Raw genomic sequence first — 21,478 nt, 5'->3', positions numbered from 1 at the left:
ATCCGGCAAGTTAGTCGGGTTCCTTTTTTGATTCTTGCAATGACGTTACTATCTTTCCCTGCACCATAGTTGAACACTTTAGTTATCGAGGATAAACCTATGAATCCCATTTCCGACCCCGTCATGTTCGTTATCATCGGTAATGCGCTCAGCCCCAGCCTTAACTTCATCAAGACCGTTACCCATAACGATCGGCATGCCCACTAATTTCAGCATTGGCAAATCATTTGGGCCATCGCCAAACGCTGCCGTGTCCTTCAGATCCAGCTGTTCGTGCTTCGCAATAAATAGGACACCACGTGATTTTTTTGCGGTCTCATTTGTAATATCTAAGAAGACGTGACTAGATGCTTGAACCGCTGCACCCGGGAGGTCAGCTTCGTTTAACAACGTCATAACGCCCTGCATGACACGATAATCTAAAATTGTGAATGTGATTTTATAAATCGTTGGTGTATCCGCAATCAGTTCGGCTGTCGGTCTGACGATTGGGGCGTGTGGCATGATCTTGCCAAGGTGTTCAACGCCATCGTCTACCTGCGTAACATACCAATTATTGAGGTCGTACAGACTAATGCCGACTTGCGGAAACTGTGCTGTCACAAGCGTCAATATCTTACGAACGACATCGTCGGCAATCGGGCGGTCTTCAATGACCTCTGGCTGACCGTCAACCATTCGGTAGATTAGTCCACCATTGAAACCCACCTGTGGTGCGGTTAACTGCAGAGCGTCAATCGCTGCTGCCATCTGTCTGGGCGAGCGAGCGGAAACCAGTGTAATGGGAATGTTAGCGTCCTGAATCAGCGCCTGGTTTGTGGCCGATAAATCGCCCTTGTCGTTTAACAAGGTCCCATCCATATCAGAAAATATATGCTTAATCATGAAGTAGATCCTCTCAATTCTCGTAATCTCTCTTGTCAGTCTTCACAATTGTAGCAAATTTTGACTGGGCGGTACACCTTGGTTAAAAACAACGCAACGTTATTTTCTAAAACCATGGTCTTGTGAAAATAAGAATCAATTTTGTAATGCGATATTCTTCAGAAATTGCTGCCGGTCCTCAGGCGTTATTGTGTTAATATTTCCCAAATGATGCCAGCTGATTTTTTGAGATGAAATTCCTAAATCACGAAAGACGGTGTTGATCAATGACTGCCGAATGGGGTCACCGTAGTCCTGTTCCAGCGCCTGCTGACTCACTTCAGAAGTCGTGATAACAGTGACGTGATCCAACCACGTCATTAATCCGTGCCAGTCCTCATTCTCACTGGAATACGCAAAGCCTTTAAGCATGACCTTGTCAAAGAATCCCTTGACGATACCAGGTAAATTCGACCACCAGATTGGGGCAATCAAATACAGATCATCGGTGTTCTGCAACTGTTGCTGATAGTCTTTCACCAGTTGATAAGGGGTATCACCCTTACTGAAAGCCTTTAGTTCTGCTTGACTGTATACAGGATCAAAGTGATCCGCGTACAGGTCAATAACCTGATAGGCATCACCGTTTTGTTGAAACTTCTGAGTTAGTGTCGTTAAAATTGCGTGGTTGAAACTTTTCTCCCATGGATGTGCGTAGATAATTGTCTTCATGTTAGTCCCTCCTGCTTGCTTATCGAATACCCAAATTGTATGGTGGGTGTACGGATTAAACAAGTACGGTAATGAAGGAGAGTGTGGCAGATTGCCCATTTCATCTGATTTTAGAAAGGATTATTTTATGGCAGATCAACTCGAGTACGTACGCAACATTAACATCCCCGAAACTGGCTTTGGATACACTCTGGGACTCATCGGCGGTAAATTCAAGATGCCGATTCTTTACTGTCTTTCCTTAAACAACGGTCCTATGCGCTACAATGCTATTAAGCGCACGTTAGGTACCGTATCGTTTAAGAGTCTAACAAATTCCTTGCGTGAATTAGAACGTGATGGTCTTATTTCCCGGGAAATTTTTGATCAAGTCCCGCCTAAAGTTGAATATCAGTTAACTGGACTGGGAACGTCTTTGATTCCAGTCATGGATGCCCTCTGTGTTTGGGGTGAAACCCATGATTCTTCACAAGTAAACGGTGTCAAGTGCAAGATTGATTAGGTAACAGAGCGTTATCTTTTATCAGCTCCATGTTTCGCACTATTTTCACAATTTTTTTGTTTTATTAAAAAAGCACGCTGAACCAGCGACCTATCAACTGTTACTCGCCTCTTTGAAAGCCATTCCAACAAACTTCATCTTAAACACGCCATCCATTGGTTTAATGCGCTTCAGCGTGGTTTTTCGACCAGTGCTCAATTTCTAAAGCAGCAATAGCTTCCAGTTGAAATTTGAAAGTGCATGCTGTAACATGACCTGTGACAACTGAATAGATTTCTTCGGGGCAGGGTGAAATTCCCGACCGACGGTAACAACCGAGTGTACCTCTCGAGTTGAAGTCCGTGACCCGCGTTTTAGCGGTGGACCCAGTGCAAGTCTGGGACCGACAGTGATAGTCTGGATGGGAGAAGAAAAATGGATTTAATTTCGCATCGTTTTTGACGTGCTTATTTTGTGCACGCACTAACTCGGATGAGATCTCATTTAGCTTTCAAACTTCGGCCTCGCTTAACTGCGGGGCCTTTTTTTGGTGCGCCCGGCATGGGCGCCAACTAGACGGTGAAAGTCCGTTGCGGGCCGTAGTAGTCGGAACCGCAAGTCAATGACAAGGGTGTCCATCGTGAGGTGGAATCTGAAGGAAGTCGGCGACAAAGTACCGCATTGATGTACAAGAATCAGCTATAAGGCTGTGTTGGTCGGACGAGGTTGCCAAACAAACCAAAGTCCAATACTACTCGAGGCCATCGCAGTAAAGCTGGCAATGACATGGTACGAAAGTGGGCGTTCTTACCCGGGGAGGCCTGTATCGTACGTTCCCGACAAGAGGCGCGCTAAGCGCCACAGGAACAAACATCGCAGTGATGTGGTGCAGAACGATACAGGAGTCAGCCGAGGCCATAGTAGTGGTATCTGCCACGAAGGGCTGAACAATAATAGGTCATCATTGATATTGGAGGTGGAGACAGTGCAACAACCGCAGAATACAGAAAAAGCTGACCGCCGGCGGACAGTAGGACTGGAAGCCCAAGAACAAGTCGGGGTGCGTAGCACTGACTCTGGTGAAAATACGATGATGAACGGCACTAAGTTTCAAGAGTTAGTCTTAGACCGAAATAACCTGAACGAGGCTTATCTTCGCGTCTGCAGAAACAAAGGTGCAGCAGGACTAGACGGAATGACCGTTGACGAACTGTTGCCCTACTTGAGGAAACATAAACAGGAATTACTGCAAGCTTTACAAAACGAGACCTATCGGCCTCGTCCCGTTAAGCGGGTTGAAATTCCAAAACCTAATGGTGGTAAACGCAAGCTCGGAATACCAACTGTGATTGACCGACTTGTTCAACAAGCCATGGCGCAAGTCATGGTGCCAACATTTGAGCGTGTCTTCTCAGATAATAGTTTTGGGTTCCGACCGAATCGAAGTGCTAAAGATGCCATTGATAGAGTGGTTCAGTTCTACAATCAGGGCTATCACTATGTCGTGGATCTCGATTTAAAAGCATACTTCGATACGGTCAACCACGATCTGCTTATTAAATTTATTGAGCAGTATATTACGGATCCATGGATACTGCATCTCATTCGTCGCTTCCTAACCAGCGGTGTCATGAATGGTGGTCTATTTGAACGAAGTGATAAAGGCACCCCTCAAGGTGGCCCCTTATCGCCACTTTTGGCTAACATTTATCTCAACGAACTGGATAAGCTGTTAACTTCCAGAGGTCATAAGTTTGTCCGCTATGCGGACGATTGTAATATTTATGTCCGAAGCAAACGTGCTGGAGAACGGGTTCTGACTAATGTTACTCGCTTTCTTGAAGGCGACCTAAAGGTCACCTTCAATGAGGACAAGACATCAGTAAGTTCGCCTCTGCGGGCCAAGTTCCTGGGATTTTCCTTGGGGGTTGGTCGAGGAGGTGCGTATGCGCGACCTGCTTGGCAGGCCAAGCAACGCATCAAGTCTGCACTCAGGAAAATGACCAAGCGCAATCGGGGCGTTTCGTTAAACCTGGCGTTTAACGAGATTCATCAAAAGATGCGTGGGTGGTTACAGTACTATTCGGTCGGGAAAATGACCAATTTTATCCGTCACTTAGACGAATGGTTGCGAGCAAGGATTCGCCAGTATATTTGGAAACAGTGGAAGAAGCTCAAAACAAAGGTCAATCATCTTGTAAAACTGGGGCTTTCTGGCACCAGTGCTTATACAATGGCCAATACCCGTAAGGGTTATTGGCGAACTGCGCATAGCAAGACATTGACCTATACTCTGACAAACAAAAGACTGGAACGCCTTGGACTCATCAATATGAGCAAGACACTCCAGTCAATACAAAGTGCTTAAATTATTGAACCGCCGTATACGGAACCGTACGTACGGTGGTGTGAGAGGTCGGTAATTGAATTAATCAATTACCTCCTACTCGATTGAGGTGAATCAAGATCAACGATCAACAATTAATGGCAAAAGCCATTGCAGCAGCACGTAACGGTATTACCCATACATGGACGAATCCCGTTGTTGGCGCCGTTATAGTGAAAAATAATCAGCTCCTGGCAACTGGTTATCATCATCGCTTCGGTGACATGCACGCGGAGATCAATGCGCTCAGCCATCTTCAAGATATCAACGATGCTCGTGGTGCCACCATGTACGTTACCCTCGAGCCTTGTAGTCACTACGGTAAAACACCACCATGTGCAAAACGACTCATCGAAGTTGGTATTAAACGCGTCGTTATCGGCCAGCAAGACCCCAATCCGCTAGTCAGCGGTCACGGCATCGCGATTCTCAAGGCTGCCGGTATCGCCGTAACAGTTCTAAACAAAACGGCTGACCTGAACGTCGCCTATACCTTTTTTTATCAGCATCACCGGCCGCTGGTCACGCTCAAGTATGCCACGAGTATGGACGGCAAACTCAACGATGGGTCTAAGACGCGCACGCTGTTGACTGGAAAACCCGCGTACCATGACAGCCAAACATTACGGTTACATCAGCAAGCCATTCTCATTGGCGAGACAACACTGACTGTTGATGATCCGCAACTAACCGTGCGTGACACAACACCCGACTTTCCGCCGATTCGTATCATTCTGGTTAATAATGCCGCTGATTTAAACCGCAATGCTACAGTGTTTCAATCAGATGCCCCACTTTGGATTTTGTGTCGCCAATCAACTGAGCAGCAGAAATGGCCCGATTTCGTTTCAGTTTTCACAGATCCTACCTGGGCACCGCAAACGATCATGCAATTATTGTACGAACAGGGCGTTCAATCCCTGCTGATCGAAGGTGGCGCACACACTCAGGCTGCCTTTAGCACTGCCGGATTAGTGGACCGCCTTGTCGTTTACGTGGCACCGCTAATTCTGGGTGGTTCTGGCCTGCCAGCCATTTGGGGCACAGGTTGCAAACAACCACTCCCCTTCGACCTTACAGCAACGACGCAACTTGGTAACGACACTCGGTTTGACCTCAGGAGGCAATGACATGTTTACAGGCATTATTCAAGACGTAGGCACCATCACAAGCCTGCACTGGCAGGCAGAGCATGCACAACTCACGATTGAAACACCACTGACGGAAAAAATTCACAGCAAAATTGGTGACAGTATTGCCGTTGACGGTATCTGCTTGACCATTACCGACCTGACGCCCAGTCAGTTTAGCGCGGACGTCATGCCAGAGACTGTACGCCGGACAAACTTGGCCACGCTCACGGTCGGTGGCCACGTCAACCTTGAACCGGCGCTACTCGTCACAGATCGCCTCGACGGACATTTCGTTCTCGGACACGTAGATACAACAGCAAAACTCGTCCAAAAAGTGCAAGATCAGACTGCCGTCACGCTCTCATTTGAATTTCCCGCACGCTACCAAACATACTTGATTGAAAAGGGATCAGTCGCTATCAACGGCGTCAGTTTAACCATTACGGCTGTTTCAAAACAACAGTTCAGCGTCAGTCTTATTCCCCATACCATGGCAGAGACCATGCTAGGCGATCTTGAGACCGGCGACTTCATCAATCTCGAAACCGATATTCTTGGTAAATATCTGATCAACCAACAGGAGGTCCTTGCTCATGAGTAGTACTTCAGAATCGATTATTAACCGGGTGGAAACCGCCCTTGAAACTTTAAAAAATGGTCAGTTGATCATCGTTACCGACGACGACCATCGTGAAGCTGAAGGCGACATGGTGGGCTTAGCGCAGTATGCGTCCGGTGACACCGTACGAACCATGGTGACTAATGCACGCGGGCTGTTGTGCGTACCGATGACCCAAGAAATTGGCGAACGCCTTGGTCTGACGCCGATGGTCGCTAATGCATCAGATGCATATGGCACCGCCTTTACGATCAGTACCGATGCCAAAACGACATCGACTGGCATTTCAGCGTTTGATCGTGCCGACACCATCCGCCAACTCGCCGACCCAGCATCACAACCTGGCGCCTTCTACCATCCCGGGCACATTTTCCCGTTGATTGCTAAAGAGCGGGGCGTCATGGCCCGCGGTGGGCACACCGAAGCAGCTGTCGACCTGGCCAAACTAGCAGGCGCCACCCCGGTTGCCTACATCTGTGAGATCCTGCAAAAAGATGGCCACATGGCGCGACGCCGTGAGCTAAAACCATTTGCAGAGGGTATTCAAATGCCTCTGATTTCAATTCAAGACATCAAGCAATACCGGTACATGAAAGACCGCGGCATTGCCGAATTGATCACCAGTGTTAAACTGCCCACAAAGTACGGCGATTTTCAGCTAGAAGCCTACGATACACAAGATGGGCACGAACCAACGCTGCTCATTTCAAAGGGTCAGATTCAGCCAAACGAGCCACTGCTCCTCAGGCTGCATTCCGAATGCCTGACTGGCGACATTCTTGGTTCCAAGCGCTGCGACTGCGGCGAACAGCTTGCGACTGCGTTAAGAGCCATTGAAAAAGCTGGCCATGGCGCTGTCATTTATCTGCGGCAAGAAGGCCGCGGCATCGGCTTAGCCAATAAACTACGCGCCTATAAGTTGCAGGAAGAAGGCCTTGATACCGTCGAAGCAAACGTTCATTTAGGCTTTGAACCAGATGAGCGCGACTACGGATTAGTCGCTGCTCTGCTGCACAAAAAGCAGGTTCACGACGTCACACTCATGACGAATAATCCGGATAAGATGACCCAACTTGAAGCGCTGGGCATCACATTAGATGACCGTTTACCGATTGAAACGCCCGTTCAACCGGAAAGCCGCCATTATCTTGAAACGAAAAAACACAAAATGCACCACCTACTTAAGGAGGTTCAGTAATCATGAACACGTATACAGGAAAAATTAGCGGCGCACATCAACGCATCGGTATTGTGGTCGTCCAGTTCAATGATCTCGTCACAACTCGCCTTTTAAACGGCGCTTTAACCGCCCTCAAACAGTTTGGCGTTGCCGATACCGATATCACAGTCACCTGGGTTCCGGGTGCTTTGGAACTGCCAAGAGCCGCAAAACTGATGGCCGCATCCGGCAAGGTCAATGGCATCATTGCCCTTGGTGCAGTCGTCCGGGGTGAAACCTCCCACTATGACTATGTCTGTGCCAACACAGCTTCAGGATTAGCAGACGTCTCGTTAAACGGTAGCGTGCCGGTCATGTTCGGCGTGCTTACAACTGACACCATGGACCAGGCCATGAATCGAGCTGGTGGTAAAGCCGGTAATAAGGGTAGCGAGTGTGCGAGTGGTGTCCTCGAAATGATCCACCTAGGGGACTGGATCGCACAATAATTGCACTGCCCGTTGCACAGAAGAGTTGGCGACCGCCGACTCTTTTTTGTTGGCCAGCGATCCATCTAGCCAACACTATCTGGATGATCGTCTGATTTAAAAAGGGTTAAATCCGCAGCCTGTCGCACGTTAAATCCCAGTACACGGCTAATCAAATTCATTTTGAAATTGGTCTTTACCAAACCTTTACACTGGGTGTCAAAACCTTTACATAAGACTAACTCTATCTTTACATAGCTCATGTAAGCTGTACTCATATCCAAAACTAACCCCACAAGGAGCTTACATGATGAAAATTTTCAAACGTTCGTTACTCGCTGCCGGCATGGTCGGTGTTGCCCTCTCTGCCGCAGGGTGCCAATCAGCAGATTCAACCGGTGAATCTGCAAGCAACAAGTCCCTCTCAGTTGTTTTCTTGCCAAGTGATTCTGCTAAGGAGGCAACTGCAGCGCGAACATCCGTCGCAAAAGCGCTAAGCAAGGCAACCGGCAAGAAAGTGACCGTCAAGACGACGACCGACTATAACGTCGCCGTGCAAGCCATCGCTTCCGGTAAAGCACAGATTGCGATGATGGGCGCTGAAGGCTACATCCAAGCCCACAAACAAAGCAAGGACGTGGTGCCGATCATGACCCACTCCGGCAAGTCGGGGACCCTCTCTGACGCGCAATACCGAAGCTACATTATGGTGCCAAAGGACAAAGCCGCTTCCTACAAGGTAAACGGTAAGTACGATATTCATAAGATCAAGGGCAAGCGAATGTCATTTGTCTCTAACACCTCGACTTCTGGTTTCGCCATTCCAGCTGGTGCCCTGCAACAAACCTTTAAGCTAAAGAGTAAGGACGACCTGTCTCAAAACGGCAAGTTCTTCTCAAAGGTGCTGTTTGGCGGGTCTCACCAAGGATCAGCGGTCAATCTATTAAAGGGTGACGCTGACGTGGCTGCCTTTGATGATACCGACTTGGTTCAATACGGTAAGTTCACCAATGACGCCTCAAAGGTTGGTGCTGACTTTAAGATCAACAAGGACGCTGCCGCTCCGTTTGACGCTGTTCGTGGAAAAGAAAGCATTGCGCTTGCAGTTTACCCCGTTCAAAACGAACCAGTGGTCGTGAACAAAAAGGGTGTGACGCAAAAAGAAATCAATAAGATCGTCAAGGTCTTTACCAGTAAACAAGTCACTAACGACAAGAAGTTCTTCGCACCCGCAGACGCCAAGGTTCGAGGTATGTTCACGAAGGACGGCGACACCCGTTTTATTGCAATCAGCGATAAGTGGTATGCCCCAACCCACAAGATCTTAGGGGAATAAAGATTAACTGAGAAGGAAGGAATTCCCGTGTTAGAAGTCAAACATTTGATGAAAAGCTACGATGGTCAAAAACGGTCGCTCACCGACGTCTCATTCAGCGTTGCAACGGGAGAGGTGGCAGCTATTATCGGTCCCTCTGGTGCTGGTAAAACCACCATTTTACGCAGTATTAACCAGTTGATCACCGATGATGAGGGTCAGGTCCTGCTAAACGACTTGGATCTCAGACAACTCAACCGGTCACAATTACGGCAAGCACGGCGCAATATCGGGATGATCTTTCAAAACTATAATTTGATCGAACCGTTGACCGCAATTGAAAATGTTCTTCACGGCTGTTTAGGCAGTAAATCAACCCTTGCCGGTATTTTTTCACTCTATCGTCAATCTGAAAAAGAAGAGGCCCTTCAGCTCTTAAATAAGGTTGGTCTTGGCAACTTTGCCTATCAACAATGTCGTCATCTAAGTGGTGGTCAGAAGCAACGGGTTGGCATTGCGCGGGCACTCATGCAACATCCAAAAATGATTCTGTGTGATGAACCAATTGCGTCACTGGACCCAAAGTCCTCAATTCTTGTTATGGAAACGTTACGTCAGTTGGCCATAGATGATCATATTTCAGTCTTAGTCAACTTGCATCAGGTCGATATCGCACGGGATTACACTGATCACATTATCGGAATCAATAGTGGTCAAGTGGTCTTTGACGATACCGCTGAGGCACTAACGGATACAGCTGCCGCTCAGATCTATCGCAAGGATCTGGTTCCTAGTGAGGAGGCACTCGCATGACACCAAAGGCTTTGACAATCAGCCGTTTTTTCTTCAAAAAACGCCTTCACCTAACCATGCTAGTCCTAATTTTTGGACTTGCTTACGGCGTGGCATCCGTTGGTCTTGGATTTCAAACAAGTGCGCTATTCCATGCTCAAGATGGCGTGATCTGGTTAATTCACAACTTCATCCCGAATGCGGAATCAACCCAGTATTGGCAGGACATCCTTCACCAGCTGATTCGAACCTTCCTGATCGCTGTATCGTCAACGACCTGCGCAGCAATCATCTCGCTGTTCCTAGCGGCTCTCGGTGCTAACACCCTTAGTATCAACAATGCTGTCACTTGGGTCATCCGTAGCTTTTCTTCACTAATGCGTAACATTCCCATTGTTGCTTGGGCAATGATCCTGCTGTTTTCGTTCAAGCAAAATGACCTCACTGGCTTCTTAGCGTTATTTTTTATGACCATGGGGTTTCTAACACGGGCATTCATGGAAACGATTGAGGACTTTGGCACTGATAAGATCGAAGCACTGCAAGCAACGGGTGCCAACTATCTTCAGGTCATTTTCCAGGGACTGCTCCCTGAAATTGCGGCTGCCTTACTCTCATGGGTACTCTACATGATTGAAAATAACATTCGCGACGCCACCCTCGTTGGTCTGCTGACAGGTACGGGAATTGGGTTCATCTTTGACCTCTATTTCAAGGGCATGCGTTATGGTGCAGCCGGTCTGGTTGTCCTAGCCGTTATCATTCTCGTTGTCGCTGTTGAAGTTATTTCTAATCTCATCGGGAGGTTAATTGCATGATCAAACCAGAAAAGCAACTCACAATGCCCACCCCAATGGCTCAGGGACCGCAATTTAAAGTGCCATTACGGTTTAGAGATCGCCGCCGCGTGACCATTTACCTCACCCTTCTCGCACTCGCGTACCTCACACTAACAACCTTACCCACCATGGTACCCGAACAGCTTGACCTGCTTGCAGCAAGTCAAACGTTCCTTCAAAACATTCAGATTATGTTTTTCCATCCCGCGCTAAGTAACACAACGTTTGTCCAGTTGTTACAAGCACTGTTAGAAAGTGTGCTGCTCGCCCTTTTAACAACAATGCTTGGTGCGATTATCGCTTTTGGCTTGGCTGTGATCAGCTTTCGCCAATTTGTTCCAGCTTGGATCGGATTAGGCATTCAAAGTTTTATGGCGTTGATCCGGGCGATTCCTAACGTTTTGTGGGTACTGATCTACAGTGTCGTTTTTGGTCTTGGTGCCAACGCCGCAGTTATCGGCCTCACATTTCACAGTGTTGCCTATCTCACTAAGGTCTACACCGACAGTATGGACGAACTCGCACCAGACGCCATTGAGACCATGCGCGCAATGGGGCTCAAAAATGGGCCGATTATTCGCCAAGCGTTGATTCCTAACTTCATCCCAAGTTTTCTAAGTTGGACGTTTATCCGCTTTGAAATTAACTTTGCGGACGCGGTCGCTGTAGGGGCAGCCGCCGGTGCTGGCGGCATTGGCTACCAGCTCTTCATGTCCAGCAGCTTCTACTTTAATTTTCACGAAGTGGGCGTTATTGTCTACCTGATTCTCGTCTTCGCCATCCTGCTTGAAATTGCCTCTTACCAACTGCGTAAGCGCGTAATGGGCAACCAATAACTCACTCACCAATAGGAGGATCTCTCATGATCGAAGCACTTGTTTTAGACTGGGCCGGCACCACCATCGACTATGGTTGTCTGGCACCCGTATCATCCTTTAAAAAGGCGTTTGCGCACTTTGGTATCACGATCAGTGAACCGCTCATCCGACAGGACATGGGCCTTGATAAGCAGACTCATATTCAAAAAATGCTGAACGACCCTGACATTCAGGCAAGTTGGCAGGAGCATCAAGCTGATGTCCCCTTAACCGAGGCAGGCAAACGCATTTACAGTCAGTTTCAAACTGAAGTCAAGGCTGTTCTGGCAGAAACGGCAACGTTAAAGCCTGGGATGAACGACTTAATTGCCTTTGCGGAAGACCACAACATCAAGCTTGCGACCACTACGGGATACACGCAGGCAATGCTGGATCAAGTCTTACCTGAAGCAGCGCGTCAAGGCTACCGTCCGGCTTACAACATCACATCTGAACAGACCGACCATGTCGGCCGTCCAGCTCCCGATATGTTGCAACTCGCCATGACTAAATTAGGCTTATCTGATCCATCAAAGATCATCAAGATCGGCGACTCTGTTAGCGATATTTTAGAAGGAAAGAATGCTGGCGCCATTTCTGTTGGCGTAACTGAAGGCAGCAGTCTCATCGGCCTGTCTGAAACACAATTTACCCAACTACCAATTCAGGACCAGGATATGCGCCGGATGCAAGCAGCTGCCATTCTCAAAGAAGCAGGTGCCGATGCTGTGATCAACAACATTGCCGACCTGATTCCAATGATTGAATCCCTCAACGATCATCAACAAGCAACCCCGTTGCTCCTGACACCAGGTCCGCTCACAACAACAGCAACGGTGAAGGCTAGTATGCAAGCCGACCACGGCACCTGGGATGACGATTACAAAGAACTCACACAATGGGTTCGTCATGAATTGGTCGCCATCGCAAACGCCCGCCAAAAAGACTACACAGCCGTTCTGATGCAAGGAAGCTGATCGTTTGGCGTTGAGGCCACTCTGGGAACCGCCATTCCGAAACAAAATGCCACCCTACTGATTGCTGCAAATGGTGCATACGGCGAACGAATGATGCAAATGGCCGATTACCTGAACATCGCACATGTTGATCTGAAGGTGTCTGAAACTGAACCGATTACCCATGACTTGGTTGCAACGATGTTAGATGCCCACCCAGAAATCACCCATTTTGCAATGGTGCATTGCGAGACAACGACTGGCATCTTAAACCCGATCGAGACCATTCTTCCAGAATTGCAAGAGCGGCACATTGTGACCATCGTGGATGCTATGTCGAGCTTTGGTGGCGTGCCAATCGATCTCACTGCGCTACAAGCAGATTACCTCATTACGAGTTCTAACAAGTGTATTCAGGGTGTCCCAGGCTTTAGTATCGTCCTTGCTAAACGAGCAACTTTAGAAACGACGCAATACCAAGCACGGTCACTCTCACTGGACCTCTATGATCAGTACAAGACGTTTGAAGAACATGACGGTAAGTGGCGCTGTACGTCACCAACCCACGTGGTTTATGCCTTTGCTCAAGCCCTGCGCGAATTGGCCGACGAAGGTGGCATCACCGTTCGTTTCCGGCGCTACCAAAAAAATGAACAACTCATCCGTGAGGGACTCCTTGCTCTGGGCTATCAGGTCGTGATTGCCGAGGCCGTTCAATCACCAATCATTACCTCATTCCTCTATCCTACAGACGACTTCGATTTTCGGGCCTTTTACAACTACCTTAAAGACCGCGGCTTCCTTATCTACCCAGGTAAGGTCTCTAAGGCAGACAGTTTCCGAATCGGCAACATTGGTGACATTAGTAAAGCCGATGTGACCCGACTTCTACAAATTATCACTGACTATACGACACAAGAATTACACCTCACTGTCGCACAATAGTACCCATCCCCTCATCCACAGTCCCCCACTGTATTAAGGATGATCACCACCCCTATAACCCTCCCAGCACCCACTTGGACTGAGCATCCCCCTCAGTCCAAGTGGGTGCTTTACTTTATCCGCACAGAGACGTGCTAGCAGCCACAATCCTATTCCGTTACTTGCCACCTTTAAATAAATTGGGCAATTCCCCAATTGGCAGGTCACCACAATGACGCGATAATGGAAGTTAATTTAGAACAAGTCCCCGTCGGAACAATAATGACAGTTGTTTATATCTTTACTGTTGACATTTGTAAACTTCGGGATTATGCTATGTTCATAGTTTACATATGTAGTCCATGTAAAAAGGAGGAAACACCATGCTTAAAATAAGTGTTTTAATCGTTGGTCTAGCAGTTATCGGCTTTATCGTCTGGTGGTTTTTCGGTAAACATACCACTGAAGAGGTCGCTGCTGATGTTCAAGATCAGCAACAAGAAATTGATATTGAAGTCAACGGTGGCTACTCACCGGAAACGGTCGTCTTAAAACAAGGCGTGCCGGCCATCCTGAACTTCACCAGAAAAGATGCATCAAGTTGTTTAGACCGAGTTGTCTTCAGCGACTTTGGCATCAACCAGGAACTGCCGCGGAACCAAAAAGAAGCCATCACCATCGACACTACCAAGCCGGGTGAATACCAGTGGGCTTGCGGCATGGATATGTTTCATGGCAAATTGATCATTAAATAATTGGAGGACATTATGATGAGCGAAAACAAACAACAAGCAACAGTCGAAGTCGCAGGCGGCTACAAACCAGAAACGATTACCCTGCACCAAGGGATTCCTGCAGAACTCAGCTTTACCCGGACGAATGATCAGGGCTGTTTAGACGTTGTCCATTCTAAGGCGTTGAACTTTGAAGAAGAATTGCCACTCAATGAAACCAAAACGGTCACTATCGATACCAGTAAAACTGGCGAATTTGACTTTAGTTGCGGCATGGACATGTTTCACGGAAAGGTGGTCATTGAACCATGAGTATCAGCCAACGTTTTTGGATCTCACTGATCCTCTCACTACCAATGTTGGCCAACATGATCCTAATGCCATTTGGCTGGAATTTACCGGGTGGTGCATGGACCGAGTTGGTGCTCACAACGTTGATTATGTTAATTTCCGCTCGACCGTTTTGGGAAAGTGCTTGGGCCTCTTTTACAAAACACCACTCCAACATGGATACGCTCGTTGCGATTGGGACAGTAACGGCCTACGTCTACAGCATTTATGCCATGATTACCCATCAAGACGTGTTCTTTGAAAGTGCCGCCTTCGTCACAACTTTCGTTTTACTGGGACAAGTCTTTGAAGAGCGCATGCGAAACAATGCCTCGAACGCTGTTGAAAAACTTGCCAACCTTCAAGCTAAGGATGCCGAAGTCCTGCGTAACGGTCAATTTACCAAGATCCCGCTTTCTGAGGTTGTGGTCGGCGACTTTATTCGGGTTAAGCCAGGACAAAAGATTCCCGTTGATGGTGTGATCACTGAAGGTGTGTCAAGTGTGGATGAATCAATGGTCACTGGTGAAAGTATGCCCGTTGAAAAGAAGACGGACGACGCCGTTATCGGTGCCACCATCAACGGTAACGGGACGTTCACCTTCAAAGCCAGCAAAATCGGTGAAGACACCATGCTGTCACAAATCGTTGAACTGGTCAAAAAAGCACAAAATAGCCACGCACCCATTCAAAATTTAACGGATAAAGTCTCCGATATTTTTGTTCCGATTGTCTTGATTCTGGCAATTCTAACGTTTCTCGTTTGGTACGTCTTCTTAGGTGCAAGTGTTGCGAATGCGTTGATCTTCGCTGTTTCTGTGGTTGTCATCGCCTGCCCATGTGCGCTTGGGTTAGCAACCCCCACCGCACTCATGGTTGGCACCGGTCGCGGTGCTAAAATGGGGATCCTCATTAAAGACGGCACCGTTTTGGAAGCCGTCAATGATATTCAAACTGTCGTGTTTGATAAAACAGGAACCATCACAGTTGGCAAACCTCAAGTGACTGACATCGTTGGCGACACCAAACAAGTGCTGAGCATCGCCGCAAGTTTGGAAGAAGACTCCGAACATCCGCTTGCTGCCGCTATCCTGGATCGTGCTAAGGCGGATAACATCACCCTCAGCGCCACCAACAATTTTAAAGCCATCGAAGGTAAGGGTGTTGAAGCGCAACTCAACGGTCAAAGCGGCGTTGTTGGTAACGATAAACTCGCACAGGACCTCACCTTTAGCGATGACTTGAGAGCGCAAATGGTCACCTTACAAAATGAGGCCAAGACAGTGGTTCTGGTTGGCCTTGATCAAACAGTGATCGGCTTGATTGCCATTCAGGATGTCCCAAAGGCAACGTCACAAGAAGCCGTTGCCGACCTCAAGGCACGGGGACTTAAAACTGTGATGCTCACCGGCGATAATCAGCGGGTCGCACAAGCAGTTGCTAATGAAGTTGGTATTGATGACGTTATCGCCGATGTGCTTCCTGGCGATAAGGCCGACCACATCGCCGAACTGCAAAAGAGCGGCAAAGTCGCCTTCGTAGGGGATGGCATCAACGACGCCCCCGCGCTGACAACTGCCGATGTTGGGATCGTCATGGGTTCCGGAACTGATATTGCCATTGATTCAGGCGGCATCGTTCTTGTTAAAAACGATCTGCGTGATGTCGACCGGGCTTTGGCACTGAGTAAAAAAACGTTTAACCGGATCAAACTCAATCTCTTTTGGGCATTCGTTTATAACGTGCTTGGCATTCCGGTTGCTGCCGGTCTCTTCTACTTCATCGGTATCAGTCTGAGCCCCGAACTTGCTGGGTTGGCTATGGCATTCAGCTCACTTTCCGTTGTTACCAGTTCAGTCCTACTAAACAAAGCTAAAATCAAGCCAAAGCATCACGTCCAGCTTGATTAAGCCAACAAAAAAAGGCGTTTTCGCGATTTAACACTGCGAAAACGTCTTTTTTGATAGTTAAAGGCCAATCCCATTTGCAAACAATTGCTGGTACAATGCCAGTTCAGCTGGTGTGTCACGACTGCTCATAAAGGTCACCGACTGTTTGGTATGCCCCGACCGTAATAGATCATGGTCAGCCAGTTGTCGTTTCAAATAATTGGTCAACCCCTCGTACCCTGTATAAAGGTCAACGTGGTGGTCAAACTGGGCCTGAATGAGTTTTCCGATAAACGGATAATGTGTGCACCCCAACACAACGCCATCAATGGGTTCGTTGACCACCGGCGCCATTAACTCAGTTAAATGGGCGGTGATTTCTAGAAGTCCAGCATGTCCCTGCTCAATGCGGTCGGCTAATCCTGGACACGGTAACGAATGGATATCGGCCTGATCCGCAAACCGTGCCACCTGAGCGCGATACTTTGGTAAACTGATCGTGAGCGGCGTCCCCATCACCAAAATATGCTGTTTGCCAGCATCAACTGCCTCTTTTAACGCTGGTTCAATACCAAGAATGGGCATATCTGGATAGGCCGTCATCAGTTGCGGCTTAGCAGCGCTCGTTGCCGTATTGCAAGCAATCACGATTGCCTTAACACCCTGATTGCGTAACGTCTCGATGACATTATTCGCCAATGTCTGTACCGTCGTCGCATCCTTTTCGCCATATGGTGCGTTCGCGGAATCGCCATAAAAAATAAAATCTTCGTCCGGCAGTAGTTTTGTCAGCGTCTGTAACGTACTGATACCACCCACACCAGAGTCTAAAACGCCAATTGGTGATTGTTGATTGACCATGATATAAACCTCTTTTTGAGAAATAGAGTCTAGGATAACCATCCGTAAGTTGTTCTAGCTTTTAAACGTAATGATGCTGAAACTCTAGTATAGTACACCTTTTGGCGCAATACAAAGTCGCGGGGTTAAAGGCTGTTAAATGGCATTTGGGTGTTGATTTTTTGGTTGGCTGGGTTCGCTTTGTTGTGGGTTTGTGGTGTTTGGTGAGTTGCTTTCTTGAGCGTCGTGTTGGAACAAGTTCGTTGGTAGGCGAGGAGGACCGTATGTGGCACTCTGGTCTAAACGTTAGGGCTTGCAAGCCTTTCTCGGCAGCTGTGCCGAAACGAGTTCCACAAGGCACGGGGCTAACGTGTAACGGACTCTGACCAAAAAGTCAGGCCCGGACTCCTTTCTAGGCAGCTGTGCCGAAACGAGTTCCAGCAAGCAAGGGGCTAATGTATAAGGCACTCTGGCCTAAAAGTCAGAACCGGACTTTTAGGCCAGAGTGCCTTATACACCGCCCCTTAACCGCTTGCTTCCACTCTCTACACCGTAATCCTATCCCGCCCCATTCTCTTCGATTGATACAAATTCTTATCCGCTCTTCGAAAGGCTTCTGTCGCGTTACGGTCATGGCGGGTCATTGTTGTCACACCAAACGAGGCTGTGATGCGAATTTGCTCGCCCTGGTCACGGACGATCAGTCTTCGCAACCTTATTTGACACAGTTCAGTAATTTGTCTAGCCATTTCCGGTGTCCTGTCCACCAGCACAATGGCGAATTCCTCGCCACCCGTTCGATACAAGGTATCAGCAGCGCCAACTTCACTCAGTACCTGTTGAACGGTGCTGCACGTTGCCATCAGCACCTGATTACCCGCTAAATGGCCAAACGTGTCATTCACACTTTTAAAGTGATCCACGTCAAACACGATCAGGGACGTTTGCCGATTATGGTGCACCTTACTAAAGGCTCGTTCCAGGTCATCTCGAAACATCATCCAATTTCTAGCGCCAGTCAGGGCATCGTACTGCACTTCCTGCGTCAGCTTGACTAAAACGCGCTGATCATTATGCAACTGTCGATTAAAGGTGTACACGCCAAAACCGCTGACCAGAAAAGCCACAATCTGGACTAGCAACTGCGCGTGGGTAATATAGTAGCTCACCGAAACGGCATACCACGACCCCATGCCAACCAGTAGTGGCGGTATCGCGTATAATACCGGCCGCCGATCAAAAAAGCTGTTATACAGGCGTTCAGTAAAGATGATGGCACCCGCAATCATGAATACCGCCCAAGTATATACTGACATCGACCCGGTTCCGCCAAGAATGACGGCGCCCATCGACTGAACGATCAAAAAACTCCACACGGATTTCAACATGAGATTACTGTAGATCAACACTAAAAATTGAGCGTTAATAAAGATCCAGTACAGCGTTCCATCGTTTGACTGATGCCACCATGATTGTGCCAGAAAATAGAGGCCAACGAGCGCAACGCACACATAGCCTACAAGCGCGAGTTCCTGCCGAAACACGCTTAACCAATGTCGCTTAGTCGCCAGTCGTTCGCTGACCGTCTCAATATTGCCAAATATCGCCGCAAAGCCAACCAATCCAAACGTTAAAAAGGCCATGCTGCTAAATAGATTTCGCCAAAACATGGTGATCACCACCCTACCTACGCGTTTGCTGATGTCTAGAACCATCGCCTAGACATGCTTGTTAAGTCAATAGTAGCACTTTGTCACGTGATAACCGAACAATTATTAATAAACTGTCTGTTTTCATATTATTAGATATAGAAATGGGCTATTTCACTATCACTAATCAGCATAAAATACACTAGACGTCTCTCATCACCTTGATTGACCCACTAAACTATGCTACACTTTTTTAAAATTGAACAACGATACAAAACAAGTTCTGATAGCGGGAATCACATCCCGTCATGATACTGGCGCAGTTTGCTAGGCGAGAATCGCCTACTGAACTGCGCCCTTTTTGGAGGTTTTACGATGCATAAACGATTTACCAGCTTCGCCCTGCTTCTTATTTTAATTGCCGCCAACATGCGGATCGCCATTATTGTCATTCCGCCGTTGACCACGATGTTGCAACACAGTCTGGGACTTTCAACATCCCAGATTGGCTCACTGACATCGATTCCCCTGCTGTGCTTTGGGCTTTTTTCTGCCATCGGCAGTCTCATTATTAAGAAAGTCGGCCTGCACACCACACTGATAACGGGATTGATTGTCCTGACGATCGCAAACTTTGTCCGGGTCTATTCGCCAACGCTACTTTTTATCGGAACGCTATTTGTGGGTCTCGCCATCGCCGTATTGAATATTGGGATTCCGATTCTCGTCCTCTCCTGGTTCCCCGGGGATCAGATTCGATTGAACGGCTTATATACTGCATCGTTGAACCTCTTTGCGGCCATTGTTGCCGGTGGAACCGCCACTACCGCGCAACACCTTGGCTGGCAGCATACTGTTCAGCTCATTTCCATCCCCGCACTCCTCGCCGTTATCTATCTGGGCATTTTCCTATTACGCACGCCCAAACAAGTTGCGCAGCCGGCACCCTCATCTGCTGCAACCACTGAGACAGCAGCGACACCCCACCATTCCGTTTACCAAAACAGTGCTGTGTGGCTTCTCATGGTCTTCATGGGCGTCCAATCTGCGATTTACTATGCCGCGGTTGCCTGGCTTCCCAGTCTGCTGACGAGTCACGGCCTTTCTGCCACCACCAGCAACCTCATTTTCGGTGTTTTCCAAATTATCGGCGTGCCCTTTTCCTACTGGGCACCGCGCTTTCTCACCGGCTATAAACAGCTTCGCATTGGCCTCACACTGATCCTGCTAGGCTACCTCATCGGCCTGACACCGTTTCTCTTCAACAGCGGCACCGTCGTTTTGACGATTGCCACAATGATTCTCGGTGCCACCACCGCGGCCATCTTTTCGCTAGCAATGAGTTTCATTACAATTCTGGCCAACACCCCTGATGAAGCGGGTCAAATTGGCGGTACTGCCCAATCAGGCGGCTACCTCATTGCCAGCATCAGCCCCGTATTGTTAGGCGTTCTGCAAAGTCACACGCATTCCTGGTCCGACATTGTGATCGTCCTCATGATTCTCGCGGTCATCAACATTACCATCGGTTTTGTCCTAAATCGCAATCATTTCAAACGTGCCTAGTGTTGGTTTGGTATACTTAAGAAAACGCTGTCCATTGGGGGAAACAACATGGCCTACAACTTAACACTGGAATACAATTTCACGATCTGGGTACTCTACTTCTTCGCCTACGCCTTCGTCGGCTGGGTCTGGGAAAGTGGCTACGTCAGTGTCCGCAAGAAAAAATGGACGAACTCAGGTTTCCTAAACGGCCCAGCAATTCCCGTCTACGGTTTCAGCATGATTGCGGTTCTGGCCGCCATTCATCCGTTCGAGCACAACCTCATCGCCGTCTATTTCGTCAGCGCCATTCTCATCACGGTTATCGGATACATCACCAGCTGGCTGATGGAAGTCCTCTTTCACGCGCGGTGGTGGGATTACAGTAAAGTGCCGTTAAATCTAAACGGCCGAGTCGCACTCCCCATCTCTGCCTTTTGGGGACTCGGTGTGGTGGTTATCGTCAAGGTGATCCACCCGCTGGTCGCTAAGGCGGTGCTTCATCTGGCTGCGATCCATGGAATTTTTGGTGCTATCGTGTTATTAATTCTATTCGCCTTCGACTTTGGCTTCACCCTTGCGAACGTTCTTGCCTTTGGCGCAGCTACCAAACGGATCGGTGACGTCATTGAAGATAAGAAGAAAGAGTTGCGTGACCGAAGCGATGCCACCTTGGAGAATGCCAAAAACTGGTTGGACACTTACCGTTCTGGTCAGGATACTGGCGATAAGGTGCCACGGTTGAATTACGTGCAACGCCGTCTTCTTCACGGGCTCCCGAACCTGCAAGTTCACGGAACTGATACGTCTGCTAAAGAAATTACTGCCCTGGCCGACGTGATGAAACGCCGTCGCAAACAGAACGACAAATAAGTCATAAAAATAACGTGTTCAAGGCCGATTGACCCTGAACACGTTATTTTAGTCTAAAAATGTTTCATGTGAA

General features: G+C 48.2%; 19 protein-coding genes, 2 pseudogenes and 1 riboswitch. Of the genes and pseudogenes, 17 read left to right on the top strand and 4 right to left on the bottom strand.

All coding sequences use genetic code 11. The features are described from left to right. Window positions 1–78 precede the first annotated feature (78 nt). Together AYR61_RS04180 and AYR61_RS04175 are read right to left on the bottom strand one after the other, a co-directional pair. Window positions 79–885, bottom strand: a complete 807-nt coding sequence (locus AYR61_RS04180) for an HAD family hydrolase (protein WP_054708387.1) — start codon at window positions 883–885, stop codon at window positions 79–81. Between the two features lie 135 nt (window positions 886–1,020). After that, window positions 1,021–1,596, bottom strand: a complete 576-nt coding sequence (locus AYR61_RS04175) for an NAD(P)H-dependent oxidoreductase (protein WP_054708384.1) — start codon at window positions 1,594–1,596, stop codon at window positions 1,021–1,023. Between the two features lie 127 nt (window positions 1,597–1,723). Here AYR61_RS04175 and AYR61_RS04170 point away from each other — a divergent pair, with 127 nt between their 5' ends. From AYR61_RS04170 to AYR61_RS04105, 15 genes and pseudogenes are all read left to right on the top strand, one after another. After that, a complete protein-coding gene (locus AYR61_RS04170) occupies window positions 1,724–2,098 on the top strand; it encodes a winged helix-turn-helix transcriptional regulator (protein ID WP_054708381.1) in 375 nt (124 codons plus the stop codon). Between the two features lie 270 nt (window positions 2,099–2,368). Then, window positions 2,369–2,514, top strand: a riboswitch (FMN riboswitch). Window positions 2,515–3,062: 548 nt separating this feature from the next. Next, window positions 3,063–4,445, top strand: coding sequence for a group II intron reverse transcriptase/maturase (gene ltrA / locus AYR61_RS04165; protein WP_065901823.1), 1,383 nt, complete (start codon window positions 3,063–3,065; stop codon window positions 4,443–4,445). A gap of 92 nt (window positions 4,446–4,537) precedes the next feature. After that, the gene (gene ribD, locus AYR61_RS04160) at window positions 4,538–5,593 is read left to right on the top strand and encodes a bifunctional diaminohydroxyphosphoribosylaminopyrimidine deaminase/5-amino-6-(5-phosphoribosylamino)uracil reductase RibD (RefSeq protein ID WP_318529593.1); all 1,056 of its coding nucleotides are present in this window, start codon (window positions 4,538–4,540) and stop codon (window positions 5,591–5,593) included. Between the two features lies 1 nt (window position 5,594). After that, window positions 5,595–6,197 carry a riboflavin synthase gene (locus tag AYR61_RS04155; RefSeq protein ID WP_054708374.1) on the top strand — a complete coding sequence of 201 codons (603 nt, stop codon included), beginning with the start codon at window positions 5,595–5,597 and terminating at the stop codon, window positions 6,195–6,197. Beyond that, window positions 6,190–7,413: a bifunctional 3,4-dihydroxy-2-butanone-4-phosphate synthase/GTP cyclohydrolase II gene (locus AYR61_RS04150; protein WP_056986988.1), complete on the top strand. Its 1,224-nt coding sequence runs from the start codon at window positions 6,190–6,192 to the stop codon at window positions 7,411–7,413. The genes AYR61_RS04155 and AYR61_RS04150 overlap by 8 nt, the downstream gene beginning before the upstream one ends. A 2-nt stretch (window positions 7,414–7,415) precedes the next feature. Further along, on the top strand, window positions 7,416–7,883 hold the full coding sequence (gene ribH, locus AYR61_RS04145; RefSeq protein WP_065901820.1) for a 6,7-dimethyl-8-ribityllumazine synthase: 468 nt from the start codon (window positions 7,416–7,418) through the stop codon (window positions 7,881–7,883). A gap of 286 nt (window positions 7,884–8,169) precedes the next feature. Next, on the top strand, window positions 8,170–9,198 hold the full coding sequence (locus tag AYR61_RS04140) for a phosphate/phosphite/phosphonate ABC transporter substrate-binding protein (protein ID WP_065901819.1): 1,029 nt from the start codon (window positions 8,170–8,172) through the stop codon (window positions 9,196–9,198). 27 nt (window positions 9,199–9,225) lie between these two features. Then, a complete protein-coding gene (phnC, locus tag AYR61_RS04135; protein WP_082409162.1) occupies window positions 9,226–9,990 on the top strand; it encodes a phosphonate ABC transporter ATP-binding protein in 765 nt (254 codons plus the stop codon). After that, complete coding sequence (locus AYR61_RS04130) at window positions 9,987–10,787, top strand: ABC transporter permease subunit (protein ID WP_056986992.1); 801 nt, start codon at window positions 9,987–9,989, stop codon at window positions 10,785–10,787. The genes phnC and AYR61_RS04130 overlap by 4 nt, the downstream gene beginning before the upstream one ends. After that, window positions 10,784–11,644 carry a PhnE/PtxC family ABC transporter permease gene (locus AYR61_RS04125; protein ID WP_065901818.1) on the top strand — a complete coding sequence of 287 codons (861 nt, stop codon included), beginning with the start codon at window positions 10,784–10,786 and terminating at the stop codon, window positions 11,642–11,644. Before AYR61_RS04130 ends, AYR61_RS04125 begins: the two co-directional genes overlap by 4 nt. A 26-nt stretch (window positions 11,645–11,670) precedes the next feature. Beyond that, a pseudogene (gene phnX / locus AYR61_RS15490) lies at window positions 11,671–12,417 on the top strand (phosphonoacetaldehyde hydrolase); the annotation flags it as partial. Between the two features lie 6 nt (window positions 12,418–12,423). Then, window positions 12,424–13,566: pseudogene (gene phnW, locus AYR61_RS15485) on the top strand (2-aminoethylphosphonate--pyruvate transaminase). A 362-nt stretch (window positions 13,567–13,928) separates the two neighbouring features. Then, a complete protein-coding gene (locus AYR61_RS04115; protein ID WP_054708365.1) occupies window positions 13,929–14,300 on the top strand; it encodes a cupredoxin domain-containing protein in 372 nt (123 codons plus the stop codon). Window positions 14,301–14,315: 15 nt separating this feature from the next. Further along, the gene (locus AYR61_RS04110; RefSeq protein WP_065901817.1) at window positions 14,316–14,591 is read left to right on the top strand and encodes a cupredoxin domain-containing protein; all 276 of its coding nucleotides are present in this window, start codon (window positions 14,316–14,318) and stop codon (window positions 14,589–14,591) included. Then, entirely contained in the window at window positions 14,588–16,519 is a 1,932-nt protein-coding gene (locus AYR61_RS04105; protein WP_054708359.1) for a copper-translocating P-type ATPase, read from the top strand. Before AYR61_RS04110 ends, AYR61_RS04105 begins: the two co-directional genes overlap by 4 nt. Window positions 16,520–16,576: 57 nt before the next feature. Here AYR61_RS04105 and murI read toward each other — a convergent pair whose 3' ends face one another. Further along, a complete protein-coding gene (gene murI / locus AYR61_RS04100) occupies window positions 16,577–17,359 on the bottom strand; it encodes a glutamate racemase (RefSeq protein ID WP_054708354.1) in 783 nt (260 codons plus the stop codon). A gap of 524 nt (window positions 17,360–17,883) precedes the next feature. Further along, on the bottom strand, window positions 17,884–19,008 hold the full coding sequence (locus AYR61_RS04095) for a GGDEF domain-containing protein (RefSeq protein WP_054708345.1): 1,125 nt from the start codon (window positions 19,006–19,008) through the stop codon (window positions 17,884–17,886). 354 nt (window positions 19,009–19,362) lie between these two features. Here AYR61_RS04095 and AYR61_RS04090 point away from each other — a divergent pair, with 354 nt between their 5' ends. Then, window positions 19,363–20,553: an MFS transporter gene (locus tag AYR61_RS04090; protein ID WP_056986994.1), complete on the top strand. Its 1,191-nt coding sequence runs from the start codon at window positions 19,363–19,365 to the stop codon at window positions 20,551–20,553. A 48-nt stretch (window positions 20,554–20,601) separates the two neighbouring features. Beyond that, window positions 20,602–21,405, top strand: a complete 804-nt coding sequence (locus AYR61_RS04085; RefSeq protein ID WP_065901815.1) for a putative ABC transporter permease — start codon at window positions 20,602–20,604, stop codon at window positions 21,403–21,405. Window positions 21,406–21,478 lie beyond the last annotated feature (73 nt).

This window comes from Secundilactobacillus paracollinoides (assembly GCF_001702155.1).
Lineage (GTDB): Bacteria > Bacillota > Bacilli > Lactobacillales > Lactobacillaceae > Secundilactobacillus > Secundilactobacillus paracollinoides.
The sequence above is the reverse complement of the archived record's forward strand: the minus strand, read 5'-3'. Positions and strand labels throughout refer to the sequence as shown.

Coding starts and splice junctions, on each gene's coding strand:
- AYR61_RS04180 (WP_054708387.1), bottom strand. CDS start 885: ATGATTAAGCATATATTTTCTGATATGGATGGGACCTTGTTAAACGAC.
- AYR61_RS04175 (WP_054708384.1), bottom strand. CDS start 1,596: ATGAAGACAATTATCTACGCACATCCATGGGAGAAAAGTTTCAACCAC.
- AYR61_RS04170 (WP_054708381.1), top strand. CDS start 1,724: ATGGCAGATCAACTCGAGTACGTACGCAACATTAACATCCCCGAAACT.
- AYR61_RS04155 (WP_054708374.1), top strand. CDS start 5,595: ATGTTTACAGGCATTATTCAAGACGTAGGCACCATCACAAGCCTGCAC.
- AYR61_RS04150 (WP_056986988.1), top strand. CDS start 6,190: ATGAGTAGTACTTCAGAATCGATTATTAACCGGGTGGAAACCGCCCTT.
- ribH (WP_065901820.1), top strand. CDS start 7,416: ATGAACACGTATACAGGAAAAATTAGCGGCGCACATCAACGCATCGGT.
- AYR61_RS04140 (WP_065901819.1), top strand. CDS start 8,170: ATGATGAAAATTTTCAAACGTTCGTTACTCGCTGCCGGCATGGTCGGT.
- AYR61_RS04130 (WP_056986992.1), top strand. CDS start 9,987: ATGACACCAAAGGCTTTGACAATCAGCCGTTTTTTCTTCAAAAAACGC.
- AYR61_RS04125 (WP_065901818.1), top strand. CDS start 10,784: ATGATCAAACCAGAAAAGCAACTCACAATGCCCACCCCAATGGCTCAG.
- AYR61_RS04115 (WP_054708365.1), top strand. CDS start 13,929: ATGCTTAAAATAAGTGTTTTAATCGTTGGTCTAGCAGTTATCGGCTTT.
- AYR61_RS04110 (WP_065901817.1), top strand. CDS start 14,316: ATGAGCGAAAACAAACAACAAGCAACAGTCGAAGTCGCAGGCGGCTAC.
- AYR61_RS04105 (WP_054708359.1), top strand. CDS start 14,588: ATGAGTATCAGCCAACGTTTTTGGATCTCACTGATCCTCTCACTACCA.
- murI (WP_054708354.1), bottom strand. CDS start 17,359: ATGGTCAATCAACAATCACCAATTGGCGTTTTAGACTCTGGTGTGGGT.
- AYR61_RS04095 (WP_054708345.1), bottom strand. CDS start 19,008: ATGTTTTGGCGAAATCTATTTAGCAGCATGGCCTTTTTAACGTTTGGA.
- AYR61_RS04090 (WP_056986994.1), top strand. CDS start 19,363: ATGCATAAACGATTTACCAGCTTCGCCCTGCTTCTTATTTTAATTGCC.
- AYR61_RS04085 (WP_065901815.1), top strand. CDS start 20,602: ATGGCCTACAACTTAACACTGGAATACAATTTCACGATCTGGGTACTC.